We start from the raw sequence: 17,159 nt of genomic DNA, 5'->3' as shown, positions 1-17,159 counted from the left end.
GCAGTTCAGCGACTTGGCGAGGATGCGCGAGACGGTCGTCTTGCCCACGCCGCGCGTGCCGGTGAAGAGGTAGGCGTGGTGCAGCCGCTGCTGCTCCAGCGCGTTCGCGAGGGCCTGCACCACGTGCTCCTGGCCGACCATTTGGCCGAAGGTCCGGGGCCGGTACTTCCGGGCGAGCACGAGATACGACATGGAGCGAGATTCTCGCAGAACGTCATCCGTGCCTTCCGCGGCCGCGCCTCCCGCGCAGGTAGAATGCGCAGGTGACGGGCCTCCCCGCATGGTGAAGCGGCCAACCGGGTCAGGTGGGGAACCAAGCAGCCCTAACTGTGGAGCCAGTGCCGGGGGTAAGGCTCGTCACCCTCCCATCCCCTTTCGCACCTCGGCGCGCACCCGCGCCTCAACGCAGCGCCCGCATCCGCGAGCCGCGCGTCGCCGCATCGAGCCGCGGCTTGGTGTCCGTGGAATCTTCCCCCACCGCCCGCGGCAGCCACCACGAAGCGAAGGCGCGGCGCGGCAGGAACTGCGGCTGCTTGCACTTCGCGCAGAAGTAGTGGCGGCGGGTCGGCACCAGGCGCATCCAGGGCGCGCGGTTCATGCGAACCAGGTACTGCAGCCCGCAGCTGCACGGCGTGAGCCGCAACGTCATGACATCCCCCCTCGTTTTCTTCTCCGTGCGGCCCATGCTACGCGTGCAAGCCCGGGTGTCAACAAAATCACGGAAGACGGCCGCCCGCGCCCGCGGGCAGCGCGCGACAGCCTTGTGGAGGTTTCCAGTTCTGAAACATTAGATTACATTTGCCGGCCTGAGAGGAACAACGAGGAGGAGGAGGCAACGTGGCAGGTTCACCGGGGCGCAGGCCGGATCCGAGGAAGGCGCCGGGACACGAGATCGAGGTCCTGGAGAAGAACACGGACACCTCCTGGGCGATGTTCCAGGCGCTGCACCACGCCCACCAGCGTGGCTTCGACAAGACCGAGCCCGCTTCCCTGCCACTTGCAGCCGCAGGCAAGCCGGCCGGCCCCACCGTCGACGACGTGCTCGCCATCGCGCGCAGCAACAACCGCGTCTGCCCCAAGCCGCTGGTGTGGCAGCGCCTCTACGACTGGCTTCCGAACAAGAGCGAGCAGCTCGCCCCCGTGCCCGCCTCGCGCGCCGAATGGGACCAGTTGCCGCCGCTGCAGAAGCGCAGCCGGTTGCGCGAGCACATCGAGTGGGCGGCCGTGCAGGGCGTGCTGCAGAAGGTCCACGACGCGTTGAAGGCCCTGCCCGAACAGCGCTGGCACCACATGGGCGAGTGACGCCAGCGTTGACCTCCGGGGGCGAGTGACGCCCCCTGTCGCGCGTGGCGACAACGAAGTCCGCACTGCGTGCCGTTTGTCCCGTGTCCGCCGCCTTCCGTGCAGCCGGCCGGCGTGGTCTTACACCGCACACGAGAGCTCTCCCACAAACTTCCCGAAACTGTCCTGCCACACTGCCTCGCAAAGCAAGGGAGGTGAGCCATGGAGAAGGCCGCTGAGTCTGGCGCGAGTCGCATCGCAGGCGCGCCGCGGGCGCTCGGGATGGGTGCCTGGGCCGCGCTTGCGCTGTGCGTCGCGCAGCCGGCGGTGTGGGCGCAGGATGCCGCGCCGGCCGAGACGCTGGTGGCCCAGGCCCAGGCCCAGGCCCAGGGAGAACCCGCAATGCGGGTGCACGTGCAGACCAGCACCCTGCCCCGGCTGGAGGCGCAGGACTCCGGCTTCCAGGCCCCGCGCGTGGACGTCTCCGTCTTTCCGGCGCGCCCCGCGCACTACGGCCTCGGTGCGGTGCTGGGCATGAGCGGCTTCGCCGCACGGCAGGGCCAGGGCCCGATCGGCATGCAGCCCCAGCGGCCCAGTTTCGACCTCGGCCTGCGCTGGAGCCAGCGCCTCAACAGCCAGCAGGTGGACATCACGGCCTGGCGACGCATGAACACCGATGACGACGCCTACACGCTGGTGCAGTCGCGCGAGCCGGTGTACGGCGCGCGCTTCGAGATGAGCCTCGCCGCCGCAGCCAAGCGCTCCTCCTCCTACTTCGGTTTCGACCGCGGCTTCATCGGCCTGCAGCTGCAAAGCGGCGCCCGCATCTCGCTGAAGCGCAAGGACGGGCGGCCGATGATCTACTACCGCACTGCGTTCTGAAGAGGCCCGGCGCGCACGCGCCCGCAGGGCCGTGACGCTATCGCCACGATAGCGAATGCCCTTCCCCCCAGGACGGTCGGGCCTTCCGGGTTTCTGTCACAATTTCCTTCTCGCAGCTGCAGCGGCAACACCGCACCGAAGAGGAAGAACCATGGCCAGCGACCTGATCAAGCACATCTCCGACGCCACCTTCGAATCCGACGTCCTCAAGGCCGACAAGCCGGTGCTGGTGGACTATTGGGCGGAGTGGTGCGGCCCGTGCAAGATGATCGCCCCGATCCTCGACGAGGTCGCCGGCACCTACAAGGACAAGCTGCAGATCGCGAAGATGAACGTGGACGAGAACCGCGACATCCCCGCCAGGTTCGGCATCCGCGGCATCCCCACGCTGATGCTGTTCAAGGACGGCCAGCTCGCCGCGACCAAGGTGGGCGCCATGAGCAAGGCGCAACTCACCGCCTTCATCGACCAGCAACTGGCCTGAGCGCGCCGGGCATTTGTCGCCAGACGGGGCCATGGGCCCCGTTTCTTCTCCAGCCTCGGGCATTGCCCCCGCCGGAAAGTTTTGCTGCATAATTCAGCCAATCACTGCAGCCGCCACGGGCGGCCCAGTTCGAGTTCCGGTTCGCAGGGCACCTCTCGCCCCGCAACGAACCTTCCCCCAGACCACAGACAAGAACTCCCCACAGGGCTAACTCCATGCACCTGAACGAACTCAAGGCGCTGCACGTCTCGGAAGTCCTCAAGCAGGCCGAAGAGCTCGAGATCGAGAACACCGGCCGCATGCGCAAGCAGGAGCTGATGTTCGCCATCATCAAGAAGCGCGCGCGCGCGGGCGAACAGGTCTTCGCGGACGGCGTGCTGGAGATCCTGCCGGACGGCTTCGGCTTCCTGCGCAGTCCCGACACGAGCTACACGGCCAGCACCGACGACATCTACATCTCGCCCTCGCAGGTGCGCCGCTTCAACCTGCACACCGGCGACATGATCGAGGGCGAGGTCCGCACGCCCAAGGACGGCGAGCGCTACTTCGCGCTGACCAAGCTGGACAAGGTCAACGGCCGCGCGCCGGAGGACAACAAGCACAAGATCATGTTCGAGAACCTGACGCCGCTGTTCCCGCGGGAACAGATGCGCCTCGAACGCGACAACCTCAAGGGCGACGAGAACATCACCGGCCGCATCATCGACATCATCGCGCCCATCGGCAAGGGCCAGCGCGCGCTGATCGTCGCGCCGCCCAAGAGCGGCAAGACGGTGATGATGCAGCACATCGCGCACGCCATCGCCGCCAACTACCCGGACAGCTACATGATGGTGCTGCTGGTGGACGAGCGGCCCGAGGAAGTGACGGACATGCAGCGCTCGGTGAAGGCCGAAGTGATCGCGTCCACCTTCGACGAGCCGGCCGCGCGCCACGTGCACGTCGCCGAGATGGTGATCGAGCGCGCCAAGCGCCTGGTCGAACTGAAGAAGGACGTGGTGATCCTGCTGGACTCGATCACCCGCCTGGCCCGCGCCTACAACAACGTGGTGCCCTCGTCCGGCAAGGTGCTCACCGGCGGCGTGGACGCCAACGCGCTGCAGCGCCCCAAGCGCTTCCTGGGCGCGGCGCGCAACGTGGAGGAAGGCGGCTCGCTGACCATCATCGCCACCGCGCTGATCGACACCGGCTCGCGGATGGACGAAGTGATCTTCGAGGAGTTCAAGGGCACCGGCAACTGCGAACTGCACCTCGATCGCCGCCTCTACGAGAAGCGCGTGTTCCCCTCGATCCAGCTCAATCGCTCCGGCACCCGCCGCGAGGAGCTGCTGCTGGCCCCCGAGATCCTGCAGAAGACCCGCATCCTGCGCCAGTTCATGTACAACATGGACGAGATCGAGGCGATGGAGATGGTGCTCAAGTCGATGAAGGCCACCAAGACCAACGTGGAATTCTTCGACATGATGCGGCGCGGGGGCTGAGCAGGCCCCACCGGAGTGGCCGCGCTATAATCGCAGGCTTCCTGGAAAGTACGCCGGATGTCCCGGCGCGGCTCCCACACCTGATACGAGGACATCCATGAAAGAAGGCATTCACCCCAACTACCGCGACGTCTGCTTCGTGGACCTGTCGAACGGCTTCAAGTTCGTCACCCGCTCCTGCGTCGCCACCCGCGAGACGGTGAAGATGGACGACGGCCGCGAGCTGCCCCTCTTCAAGCTGGACACCTCCAGCGAGTCGCACCCCTTCTACACCGGCACGCAGAAGTCCGTGACCGACATGGGCGGCCGCGTGGACAAGTTCCTGAAGAAGTTCGGCAACAAGGCCGCCGCCAAGTAAGCCGGAAGGCCCCCACCCCAGGAAAGGCAGCTGCAGGCTGCCTTTTTTGTTGCGGCAACCCGTCCGCGGCCCTGTGACAAACTCCCGCGCGTGAATCGCCCCACCCCTGCCATCGTCACCCAGAGCGCCGTGCGCCGGCTGCCGCGGCTGGCGTTGCTGCTGTTCTGCGTCGCCTACGTGCTGCCCGGCTTCATCGGCCGAGAGCCGTGGAAGAACGCGGACATCATGGCCTTCGGCTACATGTACGAGCTGGCCACGGGCAACGCGCACTGGCTCACCCCGGATCTCCTGGGCCAGGGCCCGGAGTTCGACGCCCTGCTGCCCTACTGGCTCGGGGCATTGGCGATCCGCATCGCACCCGCGTGGATGGCGATCGACTTCGCCGCCCGCCTCCCGTTCATCGGCCTGCTGGTGCTGACGCTGCTGGCCACCTGGTACGGCGTCTACTTCCTCGCCCGCACGCCCGGCGCGCAGCCGGTGCCCTTCGCCTTCGGCGGCGAGGCGCATCCACGGGACTACGCGCGGGCCATGGCCGACGGCGGCCTGCTGGCCCTGATCGCCTGCCTGGGGCTGATGCAGTTGTCGCACGAGACCACGCCGGCGCTGGCGCAGCTCGGATGCACCGCCCTCACCTTCTACGGCCTGGCCGCGCTGCCTTACCGGACGACGGTGCCGGCGCTGGCGCTCGGCGCCGGGCTGATCGGCCTGGGCCTGAGCGGCGCGCCCGCGATGGCGAGCCTGTTCGCCCTCGGCGGCGCGGTGCTGCACTTCGCCGATGCGCCGGTCGACGCCGCCCGCGAGACGCGCGGCAGCCGCGGCGCCGCCATCATCGTCGCGGTGGCCCTGGCCGCGGGCGTGGTGGCGGCCGCCTTCGACATGTGGGAATGGCGGCTCGCACCGGGGCCCTTCGCGGCCACGCGCGACTGGAAGTCGATCGGCCGCCTGTTCGCCTGGTTCACCTGGCCGGCCTGGCCGCTCGCCCTGTGGACCATCTGGCGCTGGCGCCGCCAGCTCGGGCGGCGCCACGTCGCCTTGCCGCTGTGGTTCGCCGTCGTGGGCCTGCTCACCTCGGTGCTGGCCGTCAACCCCGACCGCGCCCTGCTGCTGAGCCTGCCGGCGATGGCGACGCTCGCGGCCTTCGCGCTGCCCACCTTCAAGCGCAGCGTCTCGGCCCTGATCGACTGGTTCACGCTGCTGTTCTTCAGCGGCTGCGCACTGGTGATCTGGGTGATCTGGATCTCGCTGCAGACGGGCGTGCCGCCCAAGCCGGCGCAGAACGTGGCCAAGCTCGCCCCCGGCTTCGTGCCCTCCTTCGGGCTGCTGCCCTTCGTGGTGGCGCTGGCCGCCACGCTCGCCTGGATCGCGCTGGTGCGCTGGCGCACGGCCCGCAGCCGCGAGGCGATCTGGAAGAGCCTGGTGCTGCCGGCGGGCGGCGCGGCGCTCGGCTGGCTGCTGGTGATGACGCTGTGGCTGCCGGTGCTGGACTACGCACGCAGCTACGCGCCGCTGGTGCAGCGCGTGCGCGCCCGCATCGACGCCCCCGGCTGCGTGGAGGTGTTCGGCCTCACGCGCGCGCAGGTGGCGGCGTTCCGCTATCACGGCGGGCTGGACCTGCGCATGGCCGCCGCGCCGAGCGCCTGCCCCTGGCTGATCGCCGCCGACGAACTGAAGTCGGCCGTGCCGATGGCCTTCGCCCCCGCGCGCTGGGCGCTGGTGGCCAGCATCCCGCGGCCGACCGACACGCGCGAAAGCGTCCTGCTGTACCGGAAGATCCCTTGAGCGAGCGCGCCATCATCGCGCGCCATGCGGCCACGGTGCTGGCGGGCCAGCTGGCCACCATGGCCTTCGGCGTCACCGACACCATCGTGGCCGGGCGCTACTCCCAGCAGGCGCTGGCCGCGCTGTCGGTCGGCTCCGCGGTCTACATCACCGTCTTCGTGGCCCTGATGGGCGTGCTGCAGGCCCTGCTGCCGATCTGGGCCGAGCTGCACGGTGCGCAGCGCCATCCGGAGGTCGGCCGCTCGGTGCGGCAAGCCCTCTACCTGGCGGGGCTGGCGAGCATCGCCGGGGTCTTCGGCCTGCTGTTTCCCAACGCGCTGCTGCAGGGCACCGAGGTGCCGCCCGCGCTGCAGGAGGACGTGCGGCAGTACCTCGCGGTGCTCGCGCTGGCGCTGCCGCCCGCGCTGCTGTTCCGCATGTACAGCACGCTGAACCAGAGCCTGGGGCACCCGCAGCTGGTGACGTGGCTGCAGCTCGCCTCGATGGTGGTGAAAGTGCCGCTCACCGTCTGGTTCGCCTTCGGCGGGGCCGGCGTGCCGGCGCTGGGCGCGGTCGGCTGCGCCTGGGCGACCGTGGTGGTGAACTACCTGTTCCTCGGCGTGGCGGCCTGGATGGTGCGCACCAGCCCGCTGTACGGCCCCTACCGCGTGTGGCGCCGGCCCGAGCCGCCGCACTGGCCCACCATCCGCGAGTTCGCGCGCCTTGGCATTCCGGCCGGCCTGGCGATCATGGTGGAAGTCACGTCCTTCACGCTGATGTCGCTCTTCATCGCGCGCCAGGGCACGCTGGCCGCCGCCGCGCACCAGATCGCCGCGAACCTGGCCGCGGTGATGTACATGGTGCCGCTGTCGATCGCCATCGCCACCAGCGCCCGCGTGAGCTACTGGCTGGGCGCGGGCGAGGCGAAGAAGGCCCGCGGCAGCATCCGCACGGGCTTCCGCATCGGGCTCGCGCTCGCGGTGACGATGGGCTGCGTGATGCTGCTGGCGCGGGCCGGGCTGGCCTCGCTCTACTCCGCCGACGGCGAAGTGGCGGCGCTCGCCACCGGGCTGCTGGCCTGGGTCGCCCTGTACCACTTCGGCGATGCGATGCAGGCGCTGTGCGTGTTCGTGCTGCGCTCCTACCGCGTGACGGTGGCGCCGCTGGTCGCCTATTGCGTGCTGCTGTGGGGCGTGGGCGTGCTCGGTGGCTACCAGCTTGCCTACCGCGGGATCGGGACGTGGCCGGCGCTGCAGAGCCCCTCGGCCTTCTGGATCGGCAGCACCGTCGCCCTGGCCGTCTTGGCCATCGTGCTGCCGCTGATCCTTTGGCACGCCGTGCGCCGCATGCGCATCGTGGTGCCGGCGTGAGGGGCCATGGGTGTGGGGCGAGGCGCCATAGGTAGGCTGGCGCTGGAGCGATAGCGAAAGCCCAGCGCTTCGCGCTAGAACCGCACGCCGGCGGAGAAGCGCAGCCGATCCACCGCGCCGGGGGTGCGCACGGGCTGGTCGTACGACAGCCGCATCCAGGCCTGGCGCCAGTCGTAGCGCACGGCCAGGCCCAGCCGCTCCTGCCCGAGCTGGCGCGTGACCGACATCGACAGCGCATCGCCGAAGGGGAAGCGGTAGCCGCCGCCGACGCTCAGCGCCTCGCCTTCCAGGCTGCGGCCCAGGCCGGCGCGGGCGAACCAGCGCTCGCCAGCCTCCAGCGAGAGCCCGCTGCCGCTGCTGGAGCGGCCGGCGGACAGGCGCACCGGGCCCAGCACCGCGATCGGCCAGGAAGGCACCAGCTCCGGCTCGGCCAGCAGCGAGGGCGCGGTGAGCGTGTAGTCCGGCGACAGGGACTGCGCCTGCAGCAAGCCGCAACCGCACGCCAGCGCCGCAGCGGCGGCGAGGCGCATCAGGGTCGGCAGGGAGCGGTGGGCACGGCGCATGGGTTCAATGTAGACCCAGCGTAAAGCCTCTGCACAGTGAAAGATTTCCTATGTCGCAGCCGCGCGACGGCGGCCGTGCAATCCGGCACGGAAGTGCCGTGCGGCGCGGCACCGAAGGGAGTGCCCGCCCGCACGTAACGAATGGTTGTCAGCCGGCGCGCACGGCCTCGGCCAGGCGCTCGGCGCCGCGCCGGGCGGCCTGCGCGTCGCGCGCTTCCACCATCACGCGCAGCACCGGCTCGGTGCCGCTGGCGCGGATCAGGACGCGGCCGGAGCCATCCAGCTCCTGCTGCAACTGCGCGCACTCGGCATCGAGCTTCTCGTTCTTCTTCCAGTCCTGGCCGGGCGCCAGGCGCACGTTGATCAGGGTCTGCGGGAACAGGTCCACGCCTTCGAGCAGCTGCGCCAGCGACTTGCCGTTGCGCGCCACCGCCTTGAGCACCTGCAGCGCGCTGATCAGGCCGTCGCCGGTGGTGTGCTTGTCCAGCGCCAGCAGGTGGCCCGAGCCCTCGCCGCCCAGCAGCCAGCCGCGCTTCTCGAGCTCCTCCAGCACGTAGCGGTCGCCGACCTTGGCGCGCACGAACTCCACGTCCTGCTGCTTCAGCGCCACTTCGACCGCCATGTTGGTCATGAGCGTGCCCACCGCACCGGGGACGCGCTGGCCCTGGGCGATGCGGTCCATCACCATCAGGTACAGCAGCTCGTCGCCGTTGAACAGGCGCCCCGTCGCATCGATCACCTGCAGCCGGTCGGCGTCGCCGTCCAGGGCGATGCCGAAGTCGGCGCGGTTGGCGAGCACGGCGTTCACCAGCGCCTCGGGATGGGTGGCGCCGACCTTGTCGTTGATGTTCAGCCCGTCGGGCGAGCAGCCGATGCAGAACACCTCGGCGCCGAGTTCGTGGAACACCTTGGGTGCGATGTGGTACGCCGCGCCATGGGCGGAATCCACCGCGATGCGCATGCCCTTCAGGGTGAGGTCGCTGGCGAAGGTGCTCTTGCAGAACTCGATGTAGCGGCCTGCGGCGTCGTCCAGGCGGCGCGCCTTGCCGAGGGTGGCCGAGTCGGCCCACTGCGGCTGTTCCGCCAGCGCGGCCTCGACCTCGGCCTCCCACTCGTCCGGCAGCTTGGTGCCCTGGGCGCTGAAGAACTTGATGCCGTTGTCCGGATACGGGTTGTGGCTGGCGCTGATCACCACGCCCAGGCTGGCGCGCTGCGCCCGCGTGAGGTAGGCGACGCCGGGGGTCGGCAACGGGCCGAGCAGCACGACGTCGACGCCGGCGGAGTTGAAGCCGGATTCCAGCGCGCTTTCCAGCATGTAGCCGGAGATGCGGGTGTCCTTGCCGATCAGCACGGTGGGGCGCTCTTCGGTGCGCTTGAGGACGCGGCCGACGGCGTGCGCGAGGCGCAGCACGAAGTCGGGGGTGATGGGCGGCTGGCCCACGGTGCCACGGATGCCGTCGGTGCCGAAATAGGTTCTGCTCATGTCTTTTCTCTACTGCTCGTTCAGGGCCCGGGGGCCGATTGCATCGCGCTCCACACCTTCAGGGCCGCCACCGTCTCGCGCACGTCGTGCACGCGCACGATGCAGGCCCCCCGGTCCACCGCCAGCAGGGCGGCCGCGACACTGGGGACCAGCCGATCCTGCACGGCCGCGCCCGTCACGGCACCCAGCGAGGACTTGCGCGACCAGCCCGCCAGCAGCGGGTAGCCCTCGTGCAGCAGCTCGCGCTGGCGCGCCAGCAGGGCGAAATTCTGCTCCACCGTCTTGCCGAAGCCGATGCCCGGATCCCAGGCGATGCGGGTGACGGAAACGCCGCGCCGGCGCAGCGCCTCGCTGCGGTCGCGCAGGAAATCGCGCACCTGCGGCACCGCGTCGCCCTGCATGGGCGCGCGCTGCATGGTCTGCGGCTCGCCGTGCATGTGCATCAGGCACACGCCGCAGGAAGGATGGCCTGCTACCACGTCCAGTGCGCCCGGCCGCTGCAGGGCCCAGATGTCGTTGAGGATGTCGACGCCGAGGTCCAGCGCCTCCTGCATGATCTCGGGCTTGTAGGTGTCCACGGAGAGCGGCACGCCCAGGCGCACCGCCTCGCGCAGCACCGGCATCACCCGGGCACGCTCTTCCTCCAGCGGCACCGGCGGGGTGCCGGGCCGGGAGGATTCGCCACCGATGTCGAGGATGTCGGCACCCTCGCGGACCAGCTCCTCGCAGTGTTCCAGGGCCGTGCGCGTACTGACGAAGCGCCCGCCGTCCGAGAACGAATCGGGCGTGACGTTGACGATCCCCATCACCTTGGGCTGGTCGAGATCGAGCAGGAAGCGGGCGGTCTGCCACTGCATGGCGGGATTGTGCGCTGGAGAGCGAAAGGACAAGGGGCCCCGGAGGGCCCCTTGGTCAGACTTCACGCAAATTTTACGCCGCGTTGGGCGCCGGCTCGCCGCCCGCCGAGGGGCCGGCGGAGCCGCCGCCCTGGGTGGTGCGGGGCACGAAGTCCTTGGGCGGACGCGGCTCGCGGCCGGCCATGATGTCGTCGATCTGCTCGGCGTCGATGGTCTCCCATTCGAGCAGGGCCTTGGCCATCAGGTGCATCTTGTCGCTGTTGTCCTCGATCAGCTTGCGCGCCAGCGCGTACTGCTCGTCGATGATGCGGCGCACCTCCTGGTCGACCTTCTGCATGGTCTGCTCGGAGATGTTGGTGGTCTTGGTGACCGAGCGGCCGAGGAAGACCTCGCCCTCGTTCTCGGCATAGACCATCGGGCCCAGCGCGTCGGACATGCCGTAGCGCATCACCATGTCGCGCGCCAGGTGCGTGGCACGCTCGAAGTCGTTCGAGGCGCCGGTCGTCATCTGGTTCATGAAGACCTCTTCCGCGATCCGGCCGCCGAACAGCATGGCGATCTGGTTCAGCATGTACTCGCGGTCGTAGCTGTAGCGGTCCTTCTCGGGCAGGCTCATGGTCACGCCCAGGGCGCGGCCGCGCGGGATGATGGTGACCTTGTGCACCGGGTCGCACTTGGGCAGCAGCTTGCCGATGATGGCGTGGCCGGCCTCGTGGTAGGCGGTGTTGCGGCGCTCCTCTTCCGGCATCACCATGGACTTGCGCTCCGGGCCCATGATGATCTTGTCCTTGGCCTTCTCGAAATCCTGCATCTCCACCACGCGCGCGTTGCGGCGGGCGGCCATCAGGGCGGCCTCGTTGCAGAGGTTGGCGAGATCGGCACCGGACATGCCCGGCGTGCCGCGCGCGATGATGGCCGCGTTCACGTCCTGGCCGATCGGGATCTTGCGCATGTGCACGTTCAGGATCTGCTCGCGGCCGCGGATGTCCGGCAGCGTCACGTAGACCTGGCGGTCGAAGCGGCCCGGGCGCAGCAGGGCGGCATCCAGGATGTCGGGCCGGTTGGTGGCCGCGATCACGATCACGCCGAGGTTGGTCTCGAAGCCGTCCATCTCCACCAGCATCTGGTTGAGGGTCTGCTCGCGCTCGTCGTTGCCGCCGCCCAGGCCGGCGCCGCGCTGGCGGCCGACCGCGTCGATTTCGTCGATGAAGATGATGCAGGGGGCATTCTTCTTCGCGTTCTCGAACATGTCGCGCACGCGGGCCGCACCCACGCCGACGAACATCTCGACGAAGTCGGAGCCGGAGATCGAGAAGAACGGCACCTTCGCCTCGCCGGCGATGGCCTTGGCCAGCAGCGTCTTGCCGGTGCCCGGGGGGCCCACCAGCAGCAGGCCGCGCGGGATGCGGCCACCGAGCTTCTGGAACTTCTGCGGATCCTTCAGCAAGTCGACGACCTCCTTCACTTCCTCCTTCGCCTCGTCGCAGCCGGCGACGTCGGTGAAGGTGATCTGGTTGCTGCTCTCGTCGAGCATGCGCGCCTTGCTCTTGCCGAAGCTGAAGGCGCCTCCCTTGCCGCCTCCCTGCATCTGCCGCATGAAGTAGATCCAGACGCCAATCAGCAGCAGCATCGGGCCCCAGCTCACGAGCAGCGTCATGAGCAGCGAGCCCTCCTCGCGCGGCTTGACGTCGAACTTGACGCCGCTGTTGATCAGGTCTCCGATCAGGCCGCGATCGAGGTAGGTAGCGGTGGTGCGCACCTTGCGGTCGTCGGTGGTGATGGCCACGATCTCGGTGCCGCCCTGGCCCTCCTGGATCACCGCGTTCTTGATCTGCTTGTTCCGCACCTGCTCCAGGAAATCGGAATAGCCGACCACCGAAGCCCCAGCCGCCCCGCGCGTATCGAACTGCTTGAAGACGGTGAAAAGCACCAGTGCGATCACCAGCCAGACGGCGATCTTGGAAAACCACTGATTGTTCAAAACTGAATCTCCGGAACGGCTTGGCCGAGTCCCCAGCCAATTGCCGTCCATTCTAGGGGTTTCAAGGCATGGAACGATGAGTTTTTACTACGCGTTCCATAGGAAGGCGGAACCCGTTCGTGCCAGACAAGACCCCACTCATCGGCGTCGGGACCGCAGTGAATCTCAATTCGATCTTCCGGGCTTGAGGCCGATGCCCACCAGGAAGGTTTCGCTCGACTTGTCACGCGAGGCCTTTGGTTTCAGAGGCTTCACGACCCGGAATCGTTCCTTGAACAACTGCACCAGCTGGGAATATCCGCTGCCGTGGAAAACCTTGCAAACGAGGGCCCCATCCGGCTGCAGGTGGAGGTGGGCAAATTCCACGGCCAGTTCCACCAGGTGCGAAATGCGCGCCGCATCCGAGGACGGAATGCCGGAGAGATTCGGCGCCATGTCCGAGACTACGACGTCCGCCTTACGCCCCGCCAACAGCCTTTCCAGTTCGGCGGCCGGCTCCGGCTCGCGGAAGTCGCCCTGCACGAAGGTCACGCCCTCGATCGGCTCCATCGGCAGGATGTCCAGCGCCAGGATCTGCCCCTGCAGCACGCCGGCCGCCGCGCCCTCGGGCGCGAGCTTGCGGCGCACGTACTGGCTCCAGGCCCCCGGCGTGGAGCCGAGGTCCACCACCACCTGGCCGGGCTTGATCAGGCCCAGCGCCTCGTCGATCTCCTTCAGCTTGTAGGCCGCGCGGGCGCGGTAGCCCTCCTTCTGCGCCAGCTTCACGTACGGGTCGTTCACGTGGTCGTTGAGCCACGCCTTGTTGACCTTCTTGCTCTTGGTGCGGATCTTCATGTGCGTCGGATAATAGGCGGATGCCAGCGATTGAATTGAGTGTGGCCGAGCGCAAGGCGCATCGGGCCGAAGCCCATCACCTCGACCCCGTGGTGATGATCGGCAACGAGGGCCTGACGCCCGCCGTCGTGAAGGAGACCGACGCGGCGCTCAGCGCCCACGGGCTGATCAAGGTCCGGGTGCTGGGCGACGACCGCGAGGAGCGCGAAGCCATCTACCGCCAGCTGGCCGAGCAACTGAACGCCGCCCCGATCCAGCACATCGGCAAGCTCCTCGTCCTGTGGCGCCCCAAACCCAGGAAGGTGAAGGCCGAAGACGAGGATCGCAAGCCCGGCCCGCGCGAATTCAAGGTGGTCAAGAACTCCAGCCGGGGCGGCCAGCGGCCGGAAGTCAAGCGCGTGCGCGTCCTGGGCAACCAGCGGCTCACGCCCGGCGGGATGGTGAAGAAGGCGAAGCCGAAGCAGAAGTCGGTGAAGAAGAGCCGGGCGGAGTAAGCGCCGCCGGCTGGAAATCGCCCGAGACCTTCCACAGCAGCACCCCGGCACAAACCCACTGCACCCCGTACAGCACGGTTCCGAAACCGTGCCAGAACGGCAGGTTCTCCCGCGCCACGATGTGCGGCGCCACGGCGAACTGCTGCAGCAGCGCGCACAGCATCCCCGCCAGCACGAAACCCACGGCGCCCCGGGCCCAGCCCAGGGTGGCCGTGCCGTCCTCGTCGCGGGCGCCCATCAGCACGACGATGCCGCAGACCAGGCCGAGCCAGGTCTGCGCCTCGAACAACTTGCCCGCCAGCTGCCCCGCCACCCGCGCCGAGGAGGCGTTGCGGAACAGCAGCGGCACCGCCATGAAGCCGATCACGCTCAGGCTGCCCCACCAGAGGGCAGCGGCGAACAGCGTCAGGCGCGCCTTCCAGTGCACGGCTTCAGATGTAGTGGACGGCGACGATCTCGTAGCGGCGCAGGCCGCCCGGGGCCTGCACTTCGGCCGTGTCGCCTTCTTCCTTGCCGATCAGCGCGCGGGCGATCGGGCTGGAGATGTTGATCAGCCCCTGCTTCAGGTCGGCCTCGTCCTCGCCCACGATCTGGTACTTGACGGTGGCGCCGCTGTCCTCGTCCTCGAGTTCGACCGTGGCGCCGAAGACGACGCGGCCGCCCGCGTCCAGCCCCGCGGGATCGATGACCTGGGCCGCCGCCAGCTTGCCTTCCAGCTCGCGGATGCGGCCCTCGATGAAGCCCTGGCGGTCCTTGGCGGCGTCGTATTCCGCGTTCTCGGACAGGTCGCCCTGGGCCCGCGCCTCGGCAATGGCATTGATGACCGCCGGGCGGTCGACGGTCTTCAGGCGGTGCAGTTCGGCCTTGAGCTTTTCCGCCCCGCGGGTGGTGATGGGAATGGTCGCCATCCGTGTCTCCGTACAAAGAGAAACCGCCGGACGTCGCCGCCCGGCGGTTCTGTTTCTGACTACTGGCCCCGATTATAAAACCGGGCCGGTTTTCCTGCTCAAGCCGCCTGCAACTGGGCGTGCATCTCCTGGACCGAGATCACTTCCAGCGAGTCCATGGCCCGCATGCCCTCCACCGCCGCCTCGGCGCCGGCGATGGTGGTGAAGGTGGTCACCCGGGCCAGCAGCGAGGAGGTGCGGATGGCGCGCGAGTCGGCGATCGCGTTGCGGCGCTCTTCCACGGTGTTGATGACCATGACGATCTCGTTGTTCTTGATCATGTCCACCACGTGGGGGCGGCCCTCGGTCACCTTGTTCACGGTTTCACAGGGAATGCCGGCGGCGCGGATGGCGGCCGAGGTGCCCTTGGTCGCCACCAGCGGGAAGCCCATTTCCACCAGGCAGCGGGCGACTTCCACCGCGCGCGGCTTGTCGCTGTCCTTCACGGTCAGGAACACCTTGCCGGTGGGCTTGCCGTCGCCGTCGTGCGGCCGGGGCAGGCGGGTGCCGGCGCCGAGCTGGCTCTTGACGAAGGCTTCGCCGAAGGTCTTGCCCACGCCCATCACCTCGCCGGTGGACTTCATTTCCGGTCCGAGGATGGTGTCCACGCCCGGGAACTTCACGAACGGGAACACCGCTTCCTTCACGCTGAAGTAAGGCGGCGTCACTTCCTTCGTGATGCCCTGCTGCGCCAGCGTGCGGCCCACCATGCAGCGCGCGGCCACCTTGGCGAGCTGCACGCCCGTGGCCTTGCTCACGTAGGGCACGGTGCGCGAGGCGCGGGGATTGACTTCCAGCACGAAGATCACGTCCTGGCCGTCCTTCTCCTGGATCGCGAACTGCACGTTCATCAGGCCGACGACGTTCAGCGCCCGGGCCATGGCGGCGGTCTGGCGCTTCAGCTCGTCGACGGTCGCCTGCGACAGCGAGTACGGCGGCAGCGAGCAGGCGGAGTCGCCCGAGTGCACGCCGGCCTGCTCGATGTGCTCCATCACGCCGCCGATGAAGACGGCGCCGCTGCCGTCGGCGATGCAGTCCACGTCGCACTCGATGGCGTCGTTCAGGAAGCGGTCCAGCAGCACGGGGGAGTCGTTGGACACCTTCACGGCCTCGCGCATGTAGCGCTCCAGGTCACGCTGCTCGTGGACGATTTCCATCGCCCGGCCACCCAGCACGTAGGAGGGGCGCACCACCAGCGGATAGCCCAGGGCCTGCGCCTTTTCCAGCGCTTCGGCCTCGGTGCGGGCAGTGGCGTTGGGCGGCTGGCGCAGCTGCAGGTCGTTCAGCAGCTTCTGGAAGCGCTCGCGGTCCTCCGCGGCGTCGATCATGTCCGGCGAGGTGCCGATGATCGGCACGCCCTCGGCCTCCAGGCCCAGCGCCAGCTTCAGCGGCGTCTGGCCGCCGTACTGCACGATCACGCCGGTGGGCTTTTCCTTCTCGACGATCTCCAGCACGTCTTCCAGCGTCAGCGGCTCGAAGTACAGGCGGTCGGAGGTGTCGTAGTCGGTCGAGACCGTCTCCGGGTTGCAGTTGACCATGATGGTCTCGTAGCCGTCCTCGCGCAGGGCCAGCGCCGCGTGCACGCAGCAGTAGTCGAACTCGATGCCCTGGCCGATGCGGTTGGGGCCGCCACCGAGCACGATGATCTTCTTGCGGTCGGTCGGCTCGGCCTCGCACTCGTCCTCGTAGGTCGAGTACATGTAGGCGGTGTTGGTCGCGAATTCGGCGGCGCAGGTGTCCACGCGCTTGTAGACCGGGCGCACGTTCAGCGCCTTGCGGTGGTCGCGCACGGCCTTGTCGGTCGTCTTCAGCAGCTTCGCGAGGCGGCGGTCGGAGAAGCCCTTGCGCTTGAGCGCGCGCAGCGTCGGTGCATCGAGGGCGGCCAGGGCCTGGTCGCCCTTCTCCTCCACCAGCTTGTCGATGTCGAGCTCGATCTTCACGATCTCCTCGATCTGCACCAGGAACCACTTGTCGATCCTGGTCAGGTCATGGACCTCGTCGACCGACAGGCCCATGGCGAAGGCGTCGCCCACGTACCAGATGCGTTCCGGGCCGGGCTCGCCCAGCTCCTTTTCCAGCACCTCGCGGTCCACCGTCTTCTGGTTCAGGCCGTCCACGCCGACCTCGAGGCCGCGCAGCGCCTTCTGGAAGGATTCCTGGAAGGTGCGGCCCATGGCCATCACCTCGCCCAGCGACTTCATCTGGGTCGTCAGGCGGTCGTTGGCGTCCTTGAACTTCTCGAAGGCGAAGCGCGGGATCTTGGTGACCACGTAGTCGATCGAGGGCTCGAAGGACGCCGGCGTCGCGCCGCCCGTGATCTCGTTGCGCAGTTCGTCCAGCGTGTAGCCCACCGCCAGCTTGGCCGCCACCTTGGCGATCGGGAAGC

17 protein-coding genes, 1 other RNA gene and 1 pseudogene are annotated in these 17,159 nt (G+C 68.6%); 9 read left to right on the top strand and 10 right to left on the bottom strand.

Annotation, left to right across the window (positions count from 1 at the left end):
- Nucleotides 1-192 (bottom strand): annotated as a pseudogene (locus tag VFM98_RS05690) (DNA polymerase III subunit gamma/tau); the annotation flags it as partial.
- 73 nt (nucleotides 193-265) lie between these two features.
- Between VFM98_RS05690 and ffs the strand changes: the two are divergent.
- Nucleotides 266-362, top strand: an RNA gene (gene ffs, locus VFM98_RS05685) — signal recognition particle sRNA small type.
- A 38-nt stretch (nucleotides 363-400) separates the two neighbouring features.
- On the opposite strand, the gene VFM98_RS05680 is transcribed toward ffs, so the two are convergent.
- Nucleotides 401-649 (bottom strand): hypothetical protein, encoded by a 249-nt coding sequence (locus VFM98_RS05680; protein ID WP_325108929.1) that lies wholly within the window; start codon nucleotides 647-649, stop codon nucleotides 401-403.
- 188 nt (nucleotides 650-837) lie between these two features.
- Between VFM98_RS05680 and VFM98_RS05675 the strand changes: the two genes are divergently transcribed.
- The 7 genes from VFM98_RS05675 (at nucleotide 838) to VFM98_RS05645 (ending at nucleotide 7,614) form a co-directional block, all read left to right on the top strand.
- Entirely contained in the window at nucleotides 838-1,302 is a 465-nt protein-coding gene (locus VFM98_RS05675; RefSeq protein WP_325108928.1) for a hypothetical protein, read from the top strand.
- Nucleotides 1,303-1,563: 261 nt separating this feature from the next.
- Nucleotides 1,564-2,163 carry a hypothetical protein gene (locus tag VFM98_RS05670; RefSeq protein WP_325108927.1) on the top strand — a complete coding sequence of 200 codons (600 nt, stop codon included), beginning with the start codon at nucleotides 1,564-1,566 and terminating at the stop codon, nucleotides 2,161-2,163.
- Between the two features lie 151 nt (nucleotides 2,164-2,314).
- On the top strand, nucleotides 2,315-2,647 hold the full coding sequence (gene trxA / locus VFM98_RS05665; RefSeq protein WP_325108926.1) for a thioredoxin TrxA: 333 nt from the start codon (nucleotides 2,315-2,317) through the stop codon (nucleotides 2,645-2,647).
- A 215-nt stretch (nucleotides 2,648-2,862) separates the two neighbouring features.
- Nucleotides 2,863-4,128 (top strand): transcription termination factor Rho, encoded by a 1,266-nt coding sequence (gene rho, locus VFM98_RS05660; RefSeq protein ID WP_325108925.1) that lies wholly within the window; start codon nucleotides 2,863-2,865, stop codon nucleotides 4,126-4,128.
- A 97-nt stretch (nucleotides 4,129-4,225) separates the two neighbouring features.
- On the top strand, nucleotides 4,226-4,486 hold the full coding sequence (locus VFM98_RS05655) for a type B 50S ribosomal protein L31 (RefSeq protein WP_325108924.1): 261 nt from the start codon (nucleotides 4,226-4,228) through the stop codon (nucleotides 4,484-4,486).
- A gap of 90 nt (nucleotides 4,487-4,576) precedes the next feature.
- On the top strand, nucleotides 4,577-6,265 hold the full coding sequence (locus VFM98_RS05650) for a hypothetical protein (RefSeq protein ID WP_325108923.1): 1,689 nt from the start codon (nucleotides 4,577-4,579) through the stop codon (nucleotides 6,263-6,265).
- Nucleotides 6,262-7,614: an MATE family efflux transporter gene (locus VFM98_RS05645; protein ID WP_325108922.1), complete on the top strand. Its 1,353-nt coding sequence runs from the start codon at nucleotides 6,262-6,264 to the stop codon at nucleotides 7,612-7,614. The genes VFM98_RS05650 and VFM98_RS05645 overlap by 4 nt, the downstream gene beginning before the upstream one ends.
- Nucleotides 7,615-7,688: 74 nt before the next feature.
- Here the strand turns inward: VFM98_RS05645 and VFM98_RS05640 are convergent, their stop codons facing one another.
- The 5 genes from VFM98_RS05640 to VFM98_RS05620 all read right to left on the bottom strand — a co-directional run bounded on the left by VFM98_RS05640 (nucleotide 7,689) and on the right by VFM98_RS05620 (nucleotide 13,332).
- On the bottom strand, nucleotides 7,689-8,177 hold the full coding sequence (locus VFM98_RS05640; protein ID WP_325108921.1) for a hypothetical protein: 489 nt from the start codon (nucleotides 8,175-8,177) through the stop codon (nucleotides 7,689-7,691).
- Nucleotides 8,178-8,325: 148 nt separating this feature from the next.
- Entirely contained in the window at nucleotides 8,326-9,660 is a 1,335-nt protein-coding gene (glmM, locus tag VFM98_RS05635; protein ID WP_325108920.1) for a phosphoglucosamine mutase, read from the bottom strand.
- Between the two features lie 20 nt (nucleotides 9,661-9,680).
- On the bottom strand, nucleotides 9,681-10,517 hold the full coding sequence (gene folP, locus VFM98_RS05630; protein WP_325108919.1) for a dihydropteroate synthase: 837 nt from the start codon (nucleotides 10,515-10,517) through the stop codon (nucleotides 9,681-9,683).
- A gap of 73 nt (nucleotides 10,518-10,590) precedes the next feature.
- Nucleotides 10,591-12,498, bottom strand: coding sequence for an ATP-dependent zinc metalloprotease FtsH (gene ftsH, locus VFM98_RS05625; protein WP_325108918.1), 1,908 nt, complete (start codon nucleotides 12,496-12,498; stop codon nucleotides 10,591-10,593).
- A 165-nt stretch (nucleotides 12,499-12,663) separates the two neighbouring features.
- Entirely contained in the window at nucleotides 12,664-13,332 is a 669-nt protein-coding gene (locus tag VFM98_RS05620) for an RlmE family RNA methyltransferase (protein WP_325108917.1), read from the bottom strand.
- Nucleotides 13,333-13,352: 20 nt separating this feature from the next.
- Between VFM98_RS05620 and VFM98_RS05615 the strand changes: the two genes are divergently transcribed.
- A complete protein-coding gene (locus VFM98_RS05615; protein WP_325108916.1) occupies nucleotides 13,353-13,826 on the top strand; it encodes a YhbY family RNA-binding protein in 474 nt (157 codons plus the stop codon).
- Here VFM98_RS05615 and VFM98_RS05610 read toward each other — a convergent pair.
- From VFM98_RS05610 to carB, 3 genes are all read right to left on the bottom strand, one after another.
- Nucleotides 13,756-14,253, bottom strand: coding sequence for a DUF4149 domain-containing protein (locus VFM98_RS05610; RefSeq protein ID WP_325108915.1), 498 nt, complete (start codon nucleotides 14,251-14,253; stop codon nucleotides 13,756-13,758). The two genes, VFM98_RS05615 and VFM98_RS05610, sit on opposite strands and share 71 nt — an antisense overlap.
- A 4-nt stretch (nucleotides 14,254-14,257) precedes the next feature.
- Nucleotides 14,258-14,734, bottom strand: coding sequence for a transcription elongation factor GreA (greA, locus tag VFM98_RS05605; RefSeq protein ID WP_325108914.1), 477 nt, complete (start codon nucleotides 14,732-14,734; stop codon nucleotides 14,258-14,260).
- 98 nt (nucleotides 14,735-14,832) lie between these two features.
- Nucleotides 14,833-17,159 (bottom strand): carbamoyl-phosphate synthase large subunit (gene carB / locus VFM98_RS05600; protein ID WP_325108913.1); only part of this gene is annotated, 2,327 nt, incomplete at its 5' end.

It is taken from the genome of Ramlibacter sp. (genome assembly GCF_035706265.1).
Taxonomy (GTDB): Bacteria; Pseudomonadota; Gammaproteobacteria; order Burkholderiales; family Burkholderiaceae_C; genus Ramlibacter.
This window is presented reverse-complemented; position numbering and strand designations above follow the sequence as displayed.

What these genes read in the sequence shown, in the direction of transcription:
- VFM98_RS05680 (WP_325108929.1), bottom strand. Translation starts at nt 649, where the DNA reads ATGACGTTGCGGCTCACGCCGTGCAGCTGCGGGCTGCAGTACCTGGTT.
- VFM98_RS05670 (WP_325108927.1), top strand. Translation starts at nt 1,564, where the DNA reads ATGGGTGCCTGGGCCGCGCTTGCGCTGTGCGTCGCGCAGCCGGCGGTG.
- trxA (WP_325108926.1), top strand. Translation starts at nt 2,315, where the DNA reads ATGGCCAGCGACCTGATCAAGCACATCTCCGACGCCACCTTCGAATCC.
- rho (WP_325108925.1), top strand. Translation starts at nt 2,863, where the DNA reads ATGCACCTGAACGAACTCAAGGCGCTGCACGTCTCGGAAGTCCTCAAG.
- VFM98_RS05655 (WP_325108924.1), top strand. Translation starts at nt 4,226, where the DNA reads ATGAAAGAAGGCATTCACCCCAACTACCGCGACGTCTGCTTCGTGGAC.
- VFM98_RS05640 (WP_325108921.1), bottom strand. Translation starts at nt 8,177, where the DNA reads ATGCGCCGTGCCCACCGCTCCCTGCCGACCCTGATGCGCCTCGCCGCC.
- glmM (WP_325108920.1), bottom strand. Translation starts at nt 9,660, where the DNA reads ATGAGCAGAACCTATTTCGGCACCGACGGCATCCGTGGCACCGTGGGC.
- folP (WP_325108919.1), bottom strand. Translation starts at nt 10,517, where the DNA reads ATGCAGTGGCAGACCGCCCGCTTCCTGCTCGATCTCGACCAGCCCAAG.
- VFM98_RS05620 (WP_325108917.1), bottom strand. Translation starts at nt 13,332, where the DNA reads ATGAAGATCCGCACCAAGAGCAAGAAGGTCAACAAGGCGTGGCTCAAC.
- VFM98_RS05615 (WP_325108916.1), top strand. Translation starts at nt 13,353, where the DNA reads ATGCCAGCGATTGAATTGAGTGTGGCCGAGCGCAAGGCGCATCGGGCC.
- greA (WP_325108914.1), bottom strand. Translation starts at nt 14,734, where the DNA reads ATGGCGACCATTCCCATCACCACCCGCGGGGCGGAAAAGCTCAAGGCC.